The organism is Flavobacterium ginsenosidimutans, assembly GCF_037478105.1.
Taxonomy (GTDB): Bacteria; Bacteroidota; Bacteroidia; order Flavobacteriales; family Flavobacteriaceae; genus Flavobacterium; species Flavobacterium ginsenosidimutans.
In genome coordinates this window covers 3,669,337-3,687,895 of record NZ_CP147988.1, presented here as the reverse complement: position 1 = coordinate 3,687,895, position 18,559 = coordinate 3,669,337, and the positions used below count along the sequence as shown (strand labels likewise).

At 32.4% G+C, this 18,559-nt stretch carries 18 protein-coding genes; 5 read left to right on the top strand and 13 right to left on the bottom strand.

Annotated features, from left to right (window positions below; translation table 11 throughout):
* Positions 1–104 precede the first annotated feature (104 nt).
* Positions 105–1,055 (top strand): hypothetical protein, encoded by a 951-nt coding sequence (locus V6624_RS16235; protein ID WP_111291039.1) that lies wholly within the window; start codon positions 105–107, stop codon positions 1,053–1,055.
* A 2-nt stretch (positions 1,056–1,057) separates the two neighbouring features.
* Here the strand turns inward: V6624_RS16235 and V6624_RS16230 are convergent, their stop codons facing one another.
* The 13 genes from V6624_RS16230 to V6624_RS16170 form a co-directional block, all read right to left on the bottom strand.
* Positions 1,058–2,035, bottom strand: coding sequence for a YeiH family protein (locus tag V6624_RS16230; RefSeq protein WP_111291037.1), 978 nt, complete (start codon positions 2,033–2,035; stop codon positions 1,058–1,060).
* A 75-nt stretch (positions 2,036–2,110) separates the two neighbouring features.
* Positions 2,111–3,007, bottom strand: a complete 897-nt coding sequence (locus tag V6624_RS16225) for a LysR family transcriptional regulator (protein ID WP_338839355.1) — start codon at positions 3,005–3,007, stop codon at positions 2,111–2,113.
* A 74-nt stretch (positions 3,008–3,081) separates the two neighbouring features.
* Positions 3,082–5,109: a hypothetical protein gene (locus tag V6624_RS16220; RefSeq protein ID WP_338839354.1), complete on the bottom strand. Its 2,028-nt coding sequence runs from the start codon at positions 5,107–5,109 to the stop codon at positions 3,082–3,084.
* An 82-nt stretch (positions 5,110–5,191) separates the two neighbouring features.
* Positions 5,192–5,938: a 3-oxoacyl-[acyl-carrier-protein] reductase gene (gene fabG, locus V6624_RS16215; RefSeq protein WP_071637930.1), complete on the bottom strand. Its 747-nt coding sequence runs from the start codon at positions 5,936–5,938 to the stop codon at positions 5,192–5,194.
* Between the two features lie 219 nt (positions 5,939–6,157).
* Positions 6,158–6,586, bottom strand: coding sequence for a hypothetical protein (locus V6624_RS16210; protein ID WP_111291029.1), 429 nt, complete (start codon positions 6,584–6,586; stop codon positions 6,158–6,160).
* A 139-nt stretch (positions 6,587–6,725) separates the two neighbouring features.
* Positions 6,726–7,598, bottom strand: a complete 873-nt coding sequence (sucD, locus tag V6624_RS16205; RefSeq protein WP_057118027.1) for a succinate--CoA ligase subunit alpha — start codon at positions 7,596–7,598, stop codon at positions 6,726–6,728.
* An 86-nt stretch (positions 7,599–7,684) separates the two neighbouring features.
* Positions 7,685–8,047, bottom strand: a complete 363-nt coding sequence (locus V6624_RS16200; protein ID WP_111291026.1) for a nuclear transport factor 2 family protein — start codon at positions 8,045–8,047, stop codon at positions 7,685–7,687.
* A gap of 1 nt (position 8,048) precedes the next feature.
* Positions 8,049–8,978 carry a UDP-3-O-(3-hydroxymyristoyl)glucosamine N-acyltransferase gene (locus V6624_RS16195; RefSeq protein WP_338839351.1) on the bottom strand — a complete coding sequence of 310 codons (930 nt, stop codon included), beginning with the start codon at positions 8,976–8,978 and terminating at the stop codon, positions 8,049–8,051.
* A gap of 121 nt (positions 8,979–9,099) precedes the next feature.
* The gene (gene efp, locus V6624_RS16190; RefSeq protein WP_095929274.1) at positions 9,100–9,666 is read right to left on the bottom strand and encodes an elongation factor P; all 567 of its coding nucleotides are present in this window, start codon (positions 9,664–9,666) and stop codon (positions 9,100–9,102) included.
* A 140-nt stretch (positions 9,667–9,806) separates the two neighbouring features.
* On the bottom strand, positions 9,807–10,592 hold the full coding sequence (gene lpxA / locus V6624_RS16185; RefSeq protein WP_091497682.1) for an acyl-ACP--UDP-N-acetylglucosamine O-acyltransferase: 786 nt from the start codon (positions 10,590–10,592) through the stop codon (positions 9,807–9,809).
* A gap of 75 nt (positions 10,593–10,667) precedes the next feature.
* Positions 10,668–12,056 carry a bifunctional UDP-3-O-[3-hydroxymyristoyl] N-acetylglucosamine deacetylase/3-hydroxyacyl-ACP dehydratase gene (locus V6624_RS16180; RefSeq protein ID WP_111291231.1) on the bottom strand — a complete coding sequence of 463 codons (1,389 nt, stop codon included), beginning with the start codon at positions 12,054–12,056 and terminating at the stop codon, positions 10,668–10,670.
* Positions 12,057–12,077: 21 nt separating this feature from the next.
* Positions 12,078–13,094, bottom strand: coding sequence for a UDP-3-O-(3-hydroxymyristoyl)glucosamine N-acyltransferase (gene lpxD, locus V6624_RS16175; RefSeq protein ID WP_111291022.1), 1,017 nt, complete (start codon positions 13,092–13,094; stop codon positions 12,078–12,080).
* 39 nt (positions 13,095–13,133) lie between these two features.
* Complete coding sequence (locus tag V6624_RS16170) at positions 13,134–14,363, bottom strand: HD domain-containing protein (RefSeq protein WP_111291020.1); 1,230 nt, start codon at positions 14,361–14,363, stop codon at positions 13,134–13,136.
* A 224-nt stretch (positions 14,364–14,587) separates the two neighbouring features.
* On the opposite strand from V6624_RS16170, the gene V6624_RS16165 reads away from it, so the two are divergent.
* The 4 genes from V6624_RS16165 (at position 14,588) to V6624_RS16150 (ending at position 18,545) form a co-directional block, all read left to right on the top strand.
* A complete protein-coding gene (locus V6624_RS16165) occupies positions 14,588–16,141 on the top strand; it encodes a bifunctional response regulator/alkaline phosphatase family protein (RefSeq protein WP_338839347.1) in 1,554 nt (517 codons plus the stop codon).
* A 240-nt stretch (positions 16,142–16,381) separates the two neighbouring features.
* Positions 16,382–16,789: a tRNA (adenosine(37)-N6)-threonylcarbamoyltransferase complex ATPase subunit type 1 TsaE gene (tsaE, locus tag V6624_RS16160; protein ID WP_111291016.1), complete on the top strand. Its 408-nt coding sequence runs from the start codon at positions 16,382–16,384 to the stop codon at positions 16,787–16,789.
* A gap of 145 nt (positions 16,790–16,934) precedes the next feature.
* A complete protein-coding gene (locus V6624_RS16155) occupies positions 16,935–18,134 on the top strand; it encodes an alanine dehydrogenase (RefSeq protein WP_111291014.1) in 1,200 nt (399 codons plus the stop codon).
* 36 nt (positions 18,135–18,170) lie between these two features.
* A complete protein-coding gene (locus V6624_RS16150; protein ID WP_111291012.1) occupies positions 18,171–18,545 on the top strand; it encodes a DUF4258 domain-containing protein in 375 nt (124 codons plus the stop codon).
* Positions 18,546–18,559: the final 14 nt, after the last annotated feature.

Here is an 18,559-nt window from a genome sequence, read left to right as displayed (position 1 = left end):
TCTACAATTTTAATTTTTTGAGATTTTAAGCTGTAAAAACAGTACAAGCGTATATTAACACTAATTTTCTTTATACATTTGCTTTACTAACAAAATTCAATTTTATGCGCCAGATTACCTTAAATTTATTTCTATTAATTTCTACTTTTTGCTTTGCACAAGAAACTGATTTACAGCTAAAAAATGTTAGCGATACCATATTAAACCCAAAAAGAATCCTTAAAGTTTCCGATCCGCTAAACGGTGAGAAAACAATGCAAAAACTGTTTCCTGGCAATTTATATCATCTTTCTGACAAAAACACTTTTATAAGCTGGAAATGCAAATCATGCCAACCTTCTCCTTTTCTTGATGTAAATGGCGTAGAAGGCGATCAAATGTTTCCTTATACAGAAGGCGTTGCCACAAGACTTATAGCTAATATCGATTATAGTGATTCAAAAGGGAATCAGTTTAAAATTTTAGCCTTTAATCATTCTGTTCATGACGAAGACGGACTCCAAACAGGACGTTTTTCTGGAGGCTTACTTGGCTTGGCAAAATTTACAAAAAATGGCAATTCTTGGGAAATGCGATCTTTTCAACCTGCAGTTGCTGCATTTGGGGCTTTTGCTCAATGTCCGACTCCTAAATTGGTTGAAATTGGAGAAGATCAATATGCTTTTACTTTGATTCATGCAAATGGTGGTGCTGGCGGCGCTTACGAAGGCTATCTTTACCTCATTGCTGGTTTTGGCGGAAAATATCAGCCCATTCTGGAAGTCAATAATTATCAGTTAACTAACTCTTCTTTTATTGCTTGGAGCGGATCTTACAAAGTAGTCAATGACAATTCTAAGAAACATTTCAGAGATATTATTATTACTACAAAAGGAACTTATAATATAAAAGCAAGAGGTGAAGATGAATTTGACGTTGAATTTCCTGAAGAAATTGCAACAATGACCAAAACCAAAAAAGCATTTGATTTTGAGATTGAAAGACGCTATTCATTCAAAGGAAAATTTTACAAAATGATTGATAAACCAATTGTGAAATTTTCAAACGTAAAATAGATTTAACTTAAATAAAGTATTGACACTAAAGCTAAAACTGCAATAAAAATCCAAAGAAAAATTCCTTGAAGCAAAGGCTTTACTCCTACTGTTTTTAAAGTCGCAAAATTTAAAGTAGCTCCAATTAAAAACAAAGTGATAGTTAAACCAATTTTTGCAATTCCAACAATGTGTGCTGTAAAAATTGCTGTTGATGAAAAATAAGTATTTACTAACATTGCCAGAATAAACAAGCCAATAAAATAAGGAATTTTAATCTTTGTCCCGACGCTTCGGGATTGTCTTTTAAAGAAAAAAGCAGTCAAGATCGAAATAGGAATAATCCATAAAGCCCTTGCTAATTTTACCGTTGTAGCAACTTGTAGCGCTTCTGCACCATATTTATTTGCAGCCCCAACAACTGAACTTGTATCGTGAATTGCAATGGCACACCAAAGACCAAAATCTTTTTGAGACAAATCTAATTGATGTCCGATAAACGGAAAAACAAACAAGGCAATTGAATTTAGTATAAAAATAACCCCTAAAGCAATTGAAGTCTGATTTTCGTTTGATTTGATAACAGGCGAAATAGCTGCAATCGCACTTCCTCCACAAATAGCTGTTCCACAAGAAATTAAATGAGACGTTTTTTTCTCTGTTTTAAGCCATTTCCCCAACAAAAATCCGAAAATTAAAGTCGTGAAGATTGAAAAAACAGTTAGCAAAAAACCTTCTTTTCCAGCTGAAACTGCGCTTGTAGCGTTCATTCCGAATCCCAAACCAACAACTGAAAACTGCAATAAAAATGTAATGGCTTTATGATTGAATTCCACAAATGGATTCCCGAAAAGGTTCACAATTAAAACTCCCAATAAAAGTGCAATTGGCGGAGAAATAATCGAAAATAAGCACAAAAGAATTACGGCAAGAAAAAGTACTTGCTGTAATGATTGATTGATTTCAAATAATTGTGCTGTTGTTTCTTGTTTTGTTTTCAAAATTATGGCAATTGATATTTACTTTGCAAAGTTCTATTGTTTCTATCTAAATCGCCAATCGTAAATTGCAATCGACTATAACTTCAAATTATAATGATTACCTAGATTTTGAATGAATAACTCGGATAAAGAGTCTGATTTTCCTTGTAAGGTTATAATGTAAAAATATCTTTCTATAGATAACTTCTCCACATCTAGAACAATCAATTCATTGTTTTTCAATTCTTTATTTACTGCATGAATAGACATAAAAGCAAAGCAATCTGAGTTCAATAAATATGATTTTATGCTTTCAGTACTTCCTAATTGCATTTCTATTTGCAAATCGTTAAATTTTAAACCCGCTTTTTTCAAAGCAAATTCTATAACTTCAAGTGTTCCAGATCCACGTTCACGCGTAATGAATTTCATTGATTTTAAATCATTTAATGAAATTTCATTTTGTTTTACGAAAGGATTTTTACTGTTGCAAACCAAAACCAATTCGTCTTTTAAAAATGGAATGTATTTTATAGATTGATTTTTAGACTGCCCTTCTACAATTCCGATTTCGATTTCTTTATTGATTAAGGCATTTTCGATTTGTTCTGTATTTCCATTCAACAAATTGACTTTTATATCTTTTTGCTTCTGATGAAAACGCGCCAAAACTGGTGAAATAACATATTGAGAAATGGTTGTACTTGCTCCTAATCGCAACAAACCTTGACGTTCTGCATTGAACGAACTCATTTCAAAATCTATTTCACGGTAGATATCAAAAATACTTTTAGTATATTTTAGAAGGATTTTTCCAGCTGGAGTTAAAGCGATTTTAGAACCGTTTCGTTCAAAAAGTTTGGTCTTATAAGATTCTTCTAACTCTTGAATGTGTTTAGAAACCGCCGGCTGAGTAATATACAATTCCGTTGCCGCTTTAGTAAAATTAAGGCGGAGCGCAACCGTGTAGAAAACTTTTAGCCTGAAGTCCATTTTTATTGTCGTTATTTTTTTGTTTCAGGTTTAAAGTTTCAAGTTTGGAAAACCTTTGAACCTTTGTACCTTAACTACAGTAATCCATTATATTTTCTAACAAACCATTCTGTCGTCAATAAGATTGCAATTAGAATTAAAAGCCAAACCCAGTCAATAATTGGAGTTTTACTAGAAATACTTTTCTCGATCGATTTGTATTCTTTGTTTTCTAAAAGAGTGCTAATCAAGTTATCAGCTTGATTTTCAAAAAAAGCTTTTCCACTAGTTTGTTGTGCTAATTGCTGTAATTTAGTAACATCTGGATTTACAAATTGCTTTTCGATATCAAAATCTAAAATTTCAAAATGGCTTGCGTATGAGGTATTTGAATTTAATTCCTTTACTGTAAAGTTATATTTTCCAGCAGGAAGTCCTTCTAAATTAGCTGAAAAAGAATTACTTCCTTTTAGTAAATCGTAATTTTTAGTTTGTTTTGTCTCTGCATTTACAACACTGATTGTAAGTCTAGCTTTTTCATCAAACTCATAATTTTTATTGAAATACTGTGCATTGATGATAATTTCTTCTCCAGAATTGTAAAAGCTTTCGTGTGTTACCACTAAAGATTTTTTTGAAGCCGATGATGCTAAATATTGAACGATTTTATCAATAAAAACATCATATTTTTCAAATGACTGATTGTCAACATGGCTTTGCAAACGCCATTTCCAACTATTTTCTCCTAAAAGAAAAGCCGTTCTTTTTCCTTGATTTTCGGCGAAAGCCAATAAAGGCGCATTCGTAGAAACGTTTCTAATTTTTGACGAAAGCAAAACAGAGACATTTCCGTTTGTACTTATATTTCCAAATGGATTTTGTAAAGGCGGGAAATTTTCAAAACCAATATCATCAATTGCAAATAGATTAAAATCGGAATGGAATTCGCTAAGGAAATCTTCTCGCTGATTGCTCATTTTAAAAATCAGATTGTTTTGCTGCTGATTTAAAAAATTGAAATCGGTGTTGTTACCAGTTATAATAAAGGTATTTGTTCCTTTTAATTTATTGTTGTCAAATATTGCTTTAAAAGCTGTTGTTGGCTGATATAAAACTAAAACAGAAATATCTTGTAAGTCATTAATTTGGTTTGGCTTAACCAATATCACTTTACGTTGTACATTAACTTCTATCGAACGTTTTAGAGCCGCAATATCTGGATGATTTATAGCCGAAACAATAGCAATTGTAGACTTTTGATCGATAATTTCTACTGCAAAATTTTTAATATTATTATAGTTATTCTTTTCTTTTGCCGAAGATTGAATACTAGCTTTGTAAATCTGCAATCCTACTTTATCTGCTGGAAGAAGCAGATTTATAGAAGCTGTTTTCTTTGATGGCGAAAACGAAAGTTTCTCTTTTGCTACAACAGTATTTCCTTGAGAAATGGTAAATTCTGCATTGGCAGTTTTATCACCAGCATATTGCAGAAAAACTTCAACAGGGAATTTGTTTTTGTGAAAAGCGTATTTATTTACATTTAACTGATTGATTTTTAAATCAAAAAAAGTAGTTGTATCTCCCACAACCAAAGGATAAACTTTATTGACAGGATCAAAACGATATACATAATCGTTTCCTGTAGTTTGATTTCCGTCGGTAATTATAACCGTCGGGAAAATCAGGTTTTTATTGATGCTTTTTAGATTTTTGGCAACTTCGTCTAAATTGGTCTGATTCCCTTTAAAATCAAATTTATCTGAAGTTTTAAAATCATTGTCAAATTGATACGATTGTATATCGAATTTTTCTTTTAAAGCAGGGTTCGAAACCAGTTTCTGATATAATTCAACCGCTTTTTGATCTGATTTTAAAGCCGTTATTGAACTTGAATTATCGACAACAATTGCCAAAGGCGTTTTGGTAATTTCCAAAGAATTTTTAGAAATTATAGGATTGATCAATAAAACCAATAATCCAAAAATGGCCAAAAAACGTAAAAAAGCCAAAAGTATAATCACATTGGATTTACTTTTGGCTTTAAAAAAATATTGAAAATACGACAACCCACCAGCAATTACTAAAGAAAGCAATAATAAAAGAATCGTGTTTGTCGTCATAATTTATTTCGTAATTGGAAGATATTAATAATTCAAAGATTTCAAAAACCTTTGAACCTTTGCAACTTAGTACCTCAGTACCTTAGGTTAGCATTCCTCCACAAACATTAAGAACTTGTCCTGTAATGTATGCACTCATGTCTGAAGCTAAGAATAAACAAGCATTTGCTACGTCTTCTGTAGTTCCTCCGCGTTTCAACGGAATACCTTCTCTCCATCCTTTTACTACGTCTTCGCTTAATTTTGCAGTCATTTCAGTTTCAATAAAACCTGGAGCGATCGCATTGCAACGAATGTTACGAGAACCTAACTCAAGAGCTACAGATTTAGTAAATCCAATTGCACCAGCTTTAGATGCAGCATAATTTGTTTGACCCGCGTTTCCAGAAACTCCAACAACAGAACTAATATTAATGATAGATCCTGCTCTTTGTTTCAAGAAAGTTTTCTGAATCGCTTTAGTCATATTAAAAACTGATTTCAAATTCACATCAATTACTTGGTCGAAATCTGCCTCAGACATACGCATTAACAAATTGTCTTTTGTAATTCCAGCGTTGTTGATCAAAATATCAACAGTTCCAAAATCAGCTAAAACAGCATCAACAAAAGTTTGAGCTTCGTTAAAATCTGCTGCGTTAGATTGGTATCCTTTAGCTTTTACTCCTAAACTATTCAATTCTGCTTCTAAAGCTTCTGCAGAAGCTGCAGATGAACTGTATGTGAAAGCAACGTTTGCTCCATGTTTAGCAAAAACTTCAGCAATTCCTTTTCCAATTCCACGGCTTGCACCAGTAATAATTGCAACTTTTCCTTCTAGTAATTTCATATTAAGGTATTCGTTTTATTTTTTGAGTTACAAATATAGAGTATTTGGGCGTTTAATAAAATTTGTAATCCAAAAAATACCTTAGAAAATTGTTTATTTTAAATATACAATGACTTAGAATTTTATAGCTCTAGACAATGTGAAATTTTCACGAAGAAAATTCAATAAAAAAAGCCTTACTATCTCTAGCAAGGCTTTCTTTTATTGACTATTCTAATTTTAGAATGCTACATTCCATCTAGGTAATTTTGCATTTTCATCTAAGAAATTTTGCAAAACTTGTCCTTCAACAGCAGTTGGAATTGCTTTTACATCTGCCGTAAAAGTTTCATACCAAACAACTTCAAGCTCAGAAATATTTTCTAATTTCATTTGTGCTGGCCAAGAATATTTTCTGCCTGTTTTTGCAAACTGATGCCCGTTTACGATTTTATCGTAAAGTCCGCCATTTTTACTTTTTAGCGTTCCATCATTTTGAACAGTTCCTGTAGAACCTACCATGATCAATTCTTTTGCGTCACCTTCAACAGCATATACAACAAAAATACCTGCACTTCCTTCTGGAGCATTGCAAACCTGTTCTAAACTATCTTCAACTTTAAAAGTAAAACTATTGCTTACTTTAAATTTTTCTAAATCTTTACTCATCTTTCTATTTTTAGCTTCTAAGATACTGAGGTTCTGAGATGCTAAGTTTTTTTCATTTATGCCTCAGCCTTTAAAATGTAAAAAAGTCTCAACTTACAATTGAGACTTTTTTGAAATTTATTATTTCGAAACTTGAAGATTATCCAAGTACTTCTTTTACTTTTTTACCAATTTCAGCTGGTGAATCAACAACGTGAATTCCGTTGTCTCTCATGATTTGTTTTTTAGCAGCAGCAGTATCATCAGAACCACCAACGATTGCACCTGCGTGCCCCATTGTTCTACCAGCAGGAGCAGTTTCTCCAGCGATAAAACCAATAACTGGTTTACGGTTACCATCAGCTTTTACCCATCTTGCAGCATCAGCTTCTAATTGACCACCGATTTCACCAATCATGATGATAGCTTCAGTTTCTGGATCATTCATTAATAATTCAACAGCTTCTTTAGTTGTAGTTCCAATGATTGGATCTCCACCAATACCAATTGCTGTAGTGATACCTAAACCTTGTTTTACAACTTGGTCAGCAGCTTCATAAGTTAAAGTTCCAGATTTAGATACGATACCAACAGTTCCTTTTTTGAAAACGAAACCTGGCATAATACCAACTTTAGCTTCACCTGGAGTGATTACACCTGGACAGTTTGGACCGATTAATCTTGAATTTCTTTCTTTAACATAATTATTTGCTTTAATCATATCTGCTACAGGAATTCCTTCTGTAATAGCAATAATTACTTTAATTCCAGCATCAGCAGCTTCCATAATTGCATCAGCAGCAAAAGCTGGCGGAACAAAAATGATAGAAGTATCAGCACCAGCTTGATCTACAGCATCTTTTACTGTATTAAAAACTGGACGATCTAAATGGCTAGTACCACCTTTTCCTGGAGTAACACCCCCAACAACATTAGTACCGTACTCAATCATTTGAGAAGCGTGGAAAGTACCTTCGCTTCCTGTAAATCCCTGAACAATTATTTTGGAATCTTTATTAACTAAAACACTCATGATATATATTTTATGTAGTTTTTAAATTTGTGTTGCAAAAATAAGGTTTTGTAATGTATTTTGCCTCTTTTATTGTCAAAAAAATATTAAGAAAATTGACTCATTTGATAACCTCTATAAAGTTTATCGTCTTTGATCTGCCAAATTGTTGCAAAATGCGCCAATAACATCTCTTCCCTCGGATTCTCTATTGTTTTTACGAAATGAGAGTAACGTACTGATACTAAATCATCTTCCGCAAGAATATGACTAATTCTCACCTTAGAACGAACGTAAGCCCGACTAAGTTCATTAGCCATTTCAACAATAGAATCATAATCCATCTGAATAAAACCTTTACTGCTGTTCCATTCAAGCGTAACATCAGGATGCAGATATGTTTTTAAAATTTCGCTATCAATTAAGGCATCTGACTTGTAAAATTTCTGAACAAATTCTTTAATAGACATATTACTTCAATTTACTTAATATTTCAGGAATCTTCTTGATATTAGCTAATTGCTTTAATTTTTCTCTTGACTCTTCGATTGGAGTACCAAAATAAGATTTTCCTCCTTCAACTGACTTGGTTACACCAGTCTGTCCCATCACAACCGCTTTTGCTCCAATCGTTATACCACTAGTTGTACCAACTTGCCCCCACAACGTTACTTCATCTTCAATAATCACACAGCCTGCAATACCAGTTTGAGAAGCAATTAAGCATTTTTTACCAATAACAGTGTCGTGTCCAACATGTACTTGGTTATCTAATTTTGTACCTGCACCAATAGTTGTATCTCCCGTAACTCCTTTGTCAATTGTACAAAGTGCACCAATACCAACATTATCTTCAATAACAACTCTTCCGCCGGAAATTAATTGATCAAAACCTTCAGGACGTTTTTTATAATAAAAAGCATCTGCTCCTAAAATGGTTCCTGCATGGATAATTACATTATCTCCAATTACAGTATGATCGTAAATTGAAACATTAGAATGGATTAAACAGTTTTTACCAATTTTAACATTGTTACCAACAAAACTATTTGGCTGAATTACTGTCCCTTCCCCTATCTCTGCAGAAGGCGCAATGGCAACATTAGCAAATTGAAAAGGTTTAAAATGTTTGGTAAGAATATTAAAATCTCTAAATGGATCATCAGAGATTAAAAGGGCTTTTCCTTCTGGACATTCTACTTCTTTGTTTATCAAAACTATCGTAGCTGCCGATTGCAAAGCTTTGTCGTAGTATTTTGGGTGGTCAACAAAAACAATATCACCAGGTTCAACGACATGTATTTCGTTCATACCTAAAACTTGAAAGTTTTTGTCTCCAATAAATTTGCAGTTAAGCAAATTTGCAATTTCTTGTAAAGAATGACTCTTTGGAAATTTCATATATTATAATTAGAAAATTTGTCAATTAGAAAATGAGTCAATTAGAATGTGAATATACAAAATTATGTCGATTCACAAATTATCTAATTGACTCATTGTCAAATTTATCTTAATTAAAAAACTACTCTTTTACACGCTCCATGTAAGAACCTGAAGCTGTATCGATTTTAATTTTATCACCTTCGTTGATGAACAACGGAACGTTAATGTTAGCACCTGTTTCTACTGTAGCATTTTTTGTTGCGTTTGTAGCAGTGTTTCCTTTAACTCCTGGCTCTGCGTAAGTAACTTCAAGAATTACAGATGCTGGCATATCTACTGATAACGGCAAATCTGTTTCTGTATTGATTTGAACCATTACGTTTGTTCCTTCTTTTAACAAATCTGGAGCATCTAAAATGTTTTTGTTCAATGAAATCTGCTCGAAAGTTTCAGCGTTCATGAAGTGAAATTCATCACCTTCAGGATATAAATATTGGAATGTATGCGTTTCAACTCTAATAACATCAATTTTATGACCTGCTGAAAAAGTATTATCTAATACTTTACCTGAAGTTAAGCTTTTTAGTTTTGTTCTTACGAAAGCTGGACCTTTTCCAGGTTTTACGTGAAGAAATTCAATAATTTTATAGATGTCGTGATTAAATTTAATACACAATCCGTTTCTAATATCTGATGTAGATGCCATTTGTTTTTTATTTTAGATTTTAGTCCCGAAGCTTCGGGATAGATTTTAGATTCCTAGATAAAGAATCAATCTTCATTTTTAATTTTATATTTTTCAATTTACAGCTTAGAAATCTAAAATCAGAAATCTAAACTCTAAAATTAATAGTTTCCTGAGTAACCTTTCATAATTCCTCGAGAAGAATTTCTAATAAAATCTAGAATTTCATCTCTTTCAGGAGTTGCTTCCATTTCGGCCTCAATAATACTTAAGGCTTGAGTTGTATTGTAATTCTTTTGATATAAAATTCGGTATATTTCCTGAATTTCTCTAATTTTTTCAGTAGTAAATCCTCTTCTTCTTAAACCAACCGAGTTAATTCCAACGTAAGACAATGGCTCTTTTGCTGCTTTCGTAAATGGAGGAACGTCTTTTCTAACCAAAGATCCACCAGAAATCATTGCATGATCGCCAATATGGATAAATTGATGAATTGCCGCTAAACCACCAATTACAGCGTGATTACCAACAACTACGTGACCTGCCAAAGCAACACCGTTTACAATAATTGCATTATTTCCAATCTCACAGTCGTGTGCAATGTGAGCATAAGCCATTACTAAGCAATTGTTACCAATTACAGTCTGACCAGAAGCAATTGTTCCTCTATTTATAGTTACACATTCTCTAATTGTACAATTATCACCGATAATAGCAAGAGAATCTTCACCTCCGAATTTTAAATCTTGTGGCACTGCAGAAATTACGGCTCCTGGAAAAATGTTGCAATTTTTACCAATTCGAGCACCTTCCATAATGGTCACGTTTGAACCAATCCAAGTACCATCACCAATAACAACATTATTGTGAATTGTTGTAAATGGCTCTATTACAACGTTTTTAGCGATTTTTGCGCCTGGATGAACATATGCTAATGGTTGATTCATCTGTATGTTTTATATTTTTAATTAAAATATTCTAAGTTTGAAGCAACAAACCTAAACAATAAATTTGAGAATTTATTATTGTTTTCTTGCTATTTGTGCCATTAATTCTGCTTCAGTAACTAATTTACCATTTGCATAAGCGTTTGCTTGCATATGGCAAATTCCTCTTCTGATAGGAGAAATTAACTCACATTTAAAGATTAAAGTGTCTCCTGGCAATACTTTATGTTTAAATTTAACATTGTCAATTTTCATAAAGTAAGTTAAATAATTCTCAGGATCCGGAACTGTACTTAAAACTAAAATACCTCCTGTTTGTGCCATTGCTTCTACAATTAATACACCTGGCATAACTGGAGCTTCTGGAAAGTGACCTACAAAGAAATTCTCATTCATAGTAACATTTTTCAATCCTACTACGTGACGATCAGACATTTCGATAATTCGGTCGATCAACAAGAATGGAGGTCTGTGAGGAAGCATTGACATGATTTTATGAATATCCATCAATGGCTCTTGATGTAAATCATAAGTTGGAACATGATTTCTCTGCTCTATTTTGATAATTTTAGCCAGTTTTTTAGCAAATTGAGTATTTACAAAGTGACCTGGTTTATTAGCAATAATTTTTCCTTGAATACGAACTCCAATAAGAGATAAATCTCCAATAACATCAAGCAATTTGTGTCTTGCAGCTTCGTTTGGATAGTGCAAAGTTAAGTTGTCTAAAACTCCGTTTGGTTTTACAGAAATTTCATCTTTACCAAACGCTTTCTTTAAATTAGCCATTGTAGATTCAGAGATTTCTTTATCTACATATACGATTGCGTTGTTTAAATCACCACCTTTAATAAGACCGTGCTCTAACAATGATTCTAATTCATGTAAGAAACTAAAAGTTCTAGAACTTGCAATTTCTTGTTTAAAATCAGATAAGCTTTTAAGCGTAGCATTTTGAGTACCTAATACTTTTGTACCAAAATCTACCATAGTTGTTACTTGATATTCATCGCTTGGCATAACAAGAATTTCGCTTCCTGTTGCTTCATCAGTAAACGAAATAACTTCTTTTACTACATAAACATTTCGGCTAGCGTCTTGCTCTTCAATACCTGCTTTCTCAATAGCTTCAACAAAATATTTTGATGAACCATCCATAATTGGAAGTTCAGAGGCATTCAATTCAATAATAATATTATCCAAATCGCAACCAACTACTGCAGCTAAAACGTGCTCTGGTGTTTGAATTTTCACACCTAGTTTCTCAAGATTTGTTCCTCTTTGAGTATTAACAACATAATTAGCATCAGCCTCAATGACTGGTTGGCCTTGCAAATCTACTCTTACAAAAGTGAAACCATTATTAACGGGAGCAGGTTTAAAAGTCATTGTAACTTCTTTTCCAGTATGTAATCCAACTCCTGTTAGTGAAATTTCATTCTTGATGGTCTTCTGTTTAACCATTATTTCCATTTTTTGGGTTTATTATTTGTGTTTCTTTAATTCATCAACTTCTGCAACAATCTTAGGCAGATTTTTGAAATGTACGTATGATTTATTGTAATCGCTGTATGCAAGCGCTGGAGAGCCTTGTAATACTTCATCATCTTTAATGTTTCTTGCAACTCCTGACTGTGCCTGAAGTCTAACATTATTCCCTATAATTAAGTGGCCAGCAATTCCAACCTGTCCTCCAATCATACAATTTTCGCCAATTTTGGTAGAACCAGCAACACCGCTTTGAGCAGCAATTACAGTGTTTTTACCAATTTCAACATTGTGCGCAATCTGAATCTGATTGTCTAGCTTAACTCCTCTTCTTATTATAGTAGAACCTAAAGTTGCTCTATCTATTGTAGTATTAGCGCCAACATCAACATTGTCTTCGATAATAACATTACCAATTTGTGGCACTTTACTATATTCTCCATCTTCATTAGGTGCAAAACCAAAACCATCAGCTCCTATAATTACACCTGAATGAATCGTACAATTATTTCCAATTACAGTTTCTGAGTAAATTTTTGCTCCCGCGAAAATAAAAACATTATCACCGATCACAACATTATCTCCAATAAAACTATTTGGGTATATTTTCACATTATTACCTAAAACTACATTTTGCCCAATATAACTAAAGCTTCCTAAATATAAATTTTCTCCATATTTAGTCCCTTCAGACATAAAAGACTGAGGTTCGATACCTGTTTTGTTTAATTTTACTTGATTATAAAAATGTAAAAGTTTAGAAAATGCTGCGTAAGCATCTTCCACTTTAATTAGTGTAGTAGTAATATCCTGTTCAGGAATAAAGCTATCATTAACAATTGTTACTGTCGCTTTAGTCGTATATATAAAGTTAATATACTTTGGATTAGCCAAAAAAGTAAGCGATCCTTCGTCTCCTTCTTCGATTTTTGAAAGTTTAGAAACTTCTGCATTGGGATTTCCAACAACTTCTCCTTCTAAAATTCCTGCTATTTGTTCTGCTGTAAATTTCATCGCGACAAAAATATAAAAAATAGGTTTTAAATGTTAATTTTAGATAAGTTGTTTTGGAAAACAGATATAATATTTTGTAACCAATTTAGATAACGATTTCAAATTCAGCTGATCAGAAGCTTCAACAACATCCTCAATTGTCCTATCTTTTTTCAAAATTCTGATAGGTTCTGCTTCTTTGCTATAAGCTTGATTTTTGATTTTTCCTCTAAAAATAAAATATCCAGCCTCTAATTGACTAATATGATGTTTGTTAGCAAATTGCTCTTTTAAAGATTGAGATTCTTCCATTGAAACCTTCTCTGCGCTCATTTTTATTTTAAGCAAATCTCTATTGATAATCATTTTACTCAAAGTGCTTAAAACAAAATCATCTTGTCTTTGCCAAGCTTTCAAAGCACTTATAATATCAAAATCGTCTAATTGCGAAAACAAATCCAATTTTTCGGCATCAAAATCTTCAAGTGTAATTTTATTATGCATAAAATACGAAAGTGGCTCACTACAAGGAAGATCAACGCCTTTCAATACTAATTCTTTTGCTCGTTTTAGAACTTTCATCAAAATTAATTCAGCTACTAAACTGGTTTTGTGAAGATAAGCCTGCCAATACATTAATCTTCGCGAAAGTAGGAATTTTTCAACAGAATAAATTCCTTTTTCTTCAATTACCAAAACATCGTCTTCGACATTCATCATCTGAATCAATCGTTCAGAATTCACATTTCCTTCTGCAACACCAGTGTAAAAACTATCTCGTTTCAAATAATCCATTCTGTCCATATCTAATTGACTTGAAATCAATTGCAACATGAATTTTCTATGATATTCTCCTTTAAAGACCTGAATTGCTAAACTTAGTCTTCCACCAAATTCTTCATTCAGCTGATTCATAAATAATAATGAAATAGCTTCATGATGCACATCTTCAACAATACTTCTTTCCATTGCATGTGAAAATGGCCCATGCCCAATATCATGAAGCAAAATCGCTATTAATAACGCATTTTCTTCTTCTTCAGAAATGACAACATCTTTAAAACGTAGCGTATCAATTGCTTTCTTCATTAAATGCATACACCCTAAAGCGTGATGAAAACGAGTATGGTTAGCTCCTGGATACACCAAATAGGACAATCCCATTTGTGATATACGACGCAGACGCTGAAAATATGGGTGCTGAATTAAGTCGTAAACCAGTTCATTTGGAATCGTAATGAAACCATAGATAGGATCGTTGAATATTTTTAATTTGTTGATCTGAGTCACTACTGAGTTATTTTTTTGGTCAACAAATATAAGTAAATAAGTATAAAGAGTCTGGTGTTTTTTATTTAAAAATCACAGTTGAAATCAACATGATAATCAATAAAATACATTAAAAAATGTTAAAATTCAAAACAAAATCTTGAAGTAACTTTGGTAAATTTATACTATTTTTAATACTTTTTAAGTTCTATAACTCTAAATTGCAGTAAAAATTAAATTGTTTTATGGATAAGATAAAAATACTTTGGGTCGATGATGAAATCGATCTTTTAAAGCCCCATATATTATTTCTAGAAAAAAAGAATTACGAAGTCACGACTTGCAATAATGGCCTTGATGCAATTGCATTATTTGAAGAAGATAACTTTGATATTGTTTTTTTGGATGAAAACATGCCTGGAATGAGCGGATTAGAGACACTTTCTGAAATGAAAGAGAAAAAATCAGCTATTCCGATGATTATGATTACCAAAAGCGAGGAAGAATATATTATGGAAGAAGCCATTGGTTCTAAAATCGCTGATTACCTTATAAAACCGGTAAATCCTAATCAGATTTTATTGAGTTTGAAGAAAAATCTGGATGATTCGAGGTTAATTACCGAAAAAACAACTTTAGACTATCAGAAAGAATTCAGAAAGATTTCGATGGAATTAGCAATGGTTAATTCTTACGAAGATTGGGTTGAATTGTACAAAAAATTGATTTTCTGGGAATTAAAACTAGAAGATATCAACGATACAGCGATGATCGAAATCTTAGAATCTCAGAAAGTTGAAGCGAACTCACAATTCGGAAAATTCATTGAAAGAAACTATGAAGATTGGTTTGCACCAAAAGCAGATAAACCTATTCAATCTAATACATTATTCAAAGAATTAGTTGTTCCAGAAATTAAAAAGAAAGACAAACCAATTCTTTTTGTTGTAATTGACAATCTACGTTATGATCAATGGAAATCTTTTGAAAGTGTAATTTCAAATTATTATAAGTTAGAAAAAGAAGTTCCGTACTACTCTATTCTTCCAACCGCTACACAATATGCCAGAAACTCTATTTTTTCAGGTTTGATGCCTGTAGAAATGGAAAAACAATTTCCTGAGTATTGGAAAAATGATGTTGAAGACGGAGGAAAAAACCTTTACGAAGCAGAATTTCTGTCGGCTCAATTAAAGCGTTTGGGGCTAAATATTAAGGAAGATTATTTCAAAATCACAAACTATTCTGGAGGTAAAAAGCTAGCAGAAAACTTTAAAGCTTTAAAAGGAAATGACTTAGTAACTGTAGTTTACAATTTCGTAGATATGCTTTCGCATGCTAAAACTGAAATGGAAGTTGTAAAAGAATTAGCTTCAGATGATAAAGCGTATCGTTCTCTAACATTAAGCTGGTTTAAAAATTCTCCTTTATTAGAAATCATTCAACAAGCCCAGCTTTTAGGTTTCAAATTGATTTTAACCACAGACCACGGTACAATTAATGTAAAAAATCCGTCGAAAGTTGTGGGAGATAAAAATACAAGTCTAAATTTGCGTTATAAAACTGGACGTAGCTTAACATACGAACAAAAAGACGTTTATGTGGTAAAAGAACCTAAAACAATTGGTTTACCTGCGATAAATATGAGTAGTTCGTTTATTTTTGCCAAAAATGATTTTTTCTTGGCTTATGTAAACAACTACAATCATTATGTGAGCTATTACAAAAACACCTACCAGCACGGAGGGATTTCATTAGAAGAAATGATTATTCCGTTCTTGGTTTTTAATCCTAAATAAAAGAGTTTTCAGTCGCAGTCTCAGTTTTCAGAGAGGACTTGAAACCAGTTTGGAAATATTCTGCCACAGATTAAGGCATTAACACGGATTAAAAAATCCTTTAATCTGTGGCAAAAAAAATAAATTTTGCTTTCGCGAAAAACATTTAAATTAAATTAAAAGTTTTTAGTTTCAATCGCAGTTTACGGCTTCTTACTGAGACTGAAAACTGAGACTGAGACTAAAATAAATAAACAACAAATGAACATCGTTTTTTCATTAGATCAAATTCAAGAAGTTGCAGAGCAGGTTATTGCTTCAAATCCTAAAAAAATCATTCTTTTTAATGGAGAAATGGGAGTTGGAAAAACAACTTTAATTAAGCAATTATGCAAAACTCTAGGAGTTGAAGACGCAACAAGCAGTCCAACTTTCTCTTTAGTAAATGAATATCAAACTTCTAATAATCAAACCGTTTATCATTTTGATTTTTATCGATTAAATAAAGAAACTGAAGCTCTTGATATGGGAGTTGATGATTATTTATATTCTGGAAATTGGTGTTTTATTGAATGGTCTGAAAAAATTGCAAGTTTAATTCCAGAAGAACATTCTACAATTAATATTGAACTGCTTTCAGACGGAAAAAGACAATTGAAATTAATATAGAAACTTTAAGATTTTAAAGTAAATCAAATAAAACCTTTATTTACAGTAAAAATATCTTAACATTCAGCTTGCAGTATTAGCAGAATTTTTGCATTAATTTTAAAACTTTTTACGTAATTTGTACTCTTAATTTTTTGCACTATCCATGTCAATCACATTAACTCCATTTACAAAACAACAATTAATACCACAGGAAGAAAAACTTGAGGTTGGTCGTTTTAAAAGAGAACTTTTTATAGGAATTCCTAAGGAAACTAGTTATCAGGAACGTCGTATCTGTCTTACGCCTGACGCTGTCAATTCCTTAACATATGAAGGCCACCGCGTTATGATCGAATCTGGGGCGGGAGAAAGTTCGAGTTATACTGATAAAGAATATGCAGATGCTGGTGCAGAAATCACAAAAGACACAAAAAGAGTTTTTGGCTGTCCGTTTCTATTAAAGGTAGAACCGCCGACTTTGTCCGAAATACAAATGATAAACCCGGAAACGGTTATTATTTCTGCTATTCAGCTTAAAACTAAAAAGAAGGAATACTTCGAAGCTTTGGCTCAGAAAAAAATCACAGCATTAGCTTTTGAATATATTAAAGATGAAGACGGATCTTATCCTGCGGTAAAATCTCTAAGTGAAATTGCAGGAACTGCTTCAATCCTTATTGCAGCAGAATTAATGATTACTGACGAATTTGGAAAAGGACTTTTGTTTGGAAACATTACAGGCGTTCCTCCTACTGAAGTTGTAATTTTAGGAGCAGGAACAGTTGGTGAATTTGCTGCAAAAACTGCCATTGGACTCGGTGCAAACGTAAAAGTTTTTGATAATTCTATTACTAAACTACGTCGTTTGCAAAACAATTTAAATCAAAGAATTTTTACTTCAACGATACAACAAAAAGGTTTATTAAAAGCCTTAAGGCGCTGTGATGTAGCAATTGGTGCGATGCGCGGAAAAGAACGCTGTCCGATTGTTGTTAATGAAACAATGGTGGAGCACATGAAAAAAGGTGCAGTAATAGTTGATGTCAGCATCGATACTGGAGGTTGCTTTGAAACTTCGGAAGTTACTACTCACGAAAAACCAACATTCATAAAAAGTAATGTTTTACACTATTGTGTACCAAACATCCCTTCACGTTATTCCAAAACTGCTTCATTATCAATTAGTAACATCTTAACTCCATATCTTCATCAGATAGCCGAAGATGGTGGTATTGAAAGTGCAATTCGATGCAACAAAGGTCTTAAAAACGGAATTTATCTTTATCACGGAATTCTAACAAATAAAGCGATTGGCGATTGGTTCGATTTACCAGACAACGATATTAATTTACTTGTATTTTAAGGGAACTTTAATGTACCTTTGCAAAAATTTTATTTCATGAAGTTCGTACACCGTTTTGCATATTATCTGATTGGTCTCGTAATGGGATGTTTTATTGTATCAGGATTTTTTATTGGAAAAGACACTCGCTGTAACTATTTCCCAAATGCAAGAGTTTTAAATAATCTTAGAACAAAACCATTTCAATATTCACCAAAAGCCATTCAGACTTTAAATGAAAAATGGGTTGACACTGCAGACGTCAAAAATACATTAACTTATGGAGATGTTGATTTTGATCAAAGCAATGTTTCGTTCAAGAAAGGAAAACTTTATATCATTGAAGGAAAAACAGTAAAAAATCAAGAGATAATTCTAAAAGTAGTCAATTACGAAAACAAAGCTGTTTTAGAAGAAATTGTAAAAAAATAAAAAGAAACCCAATA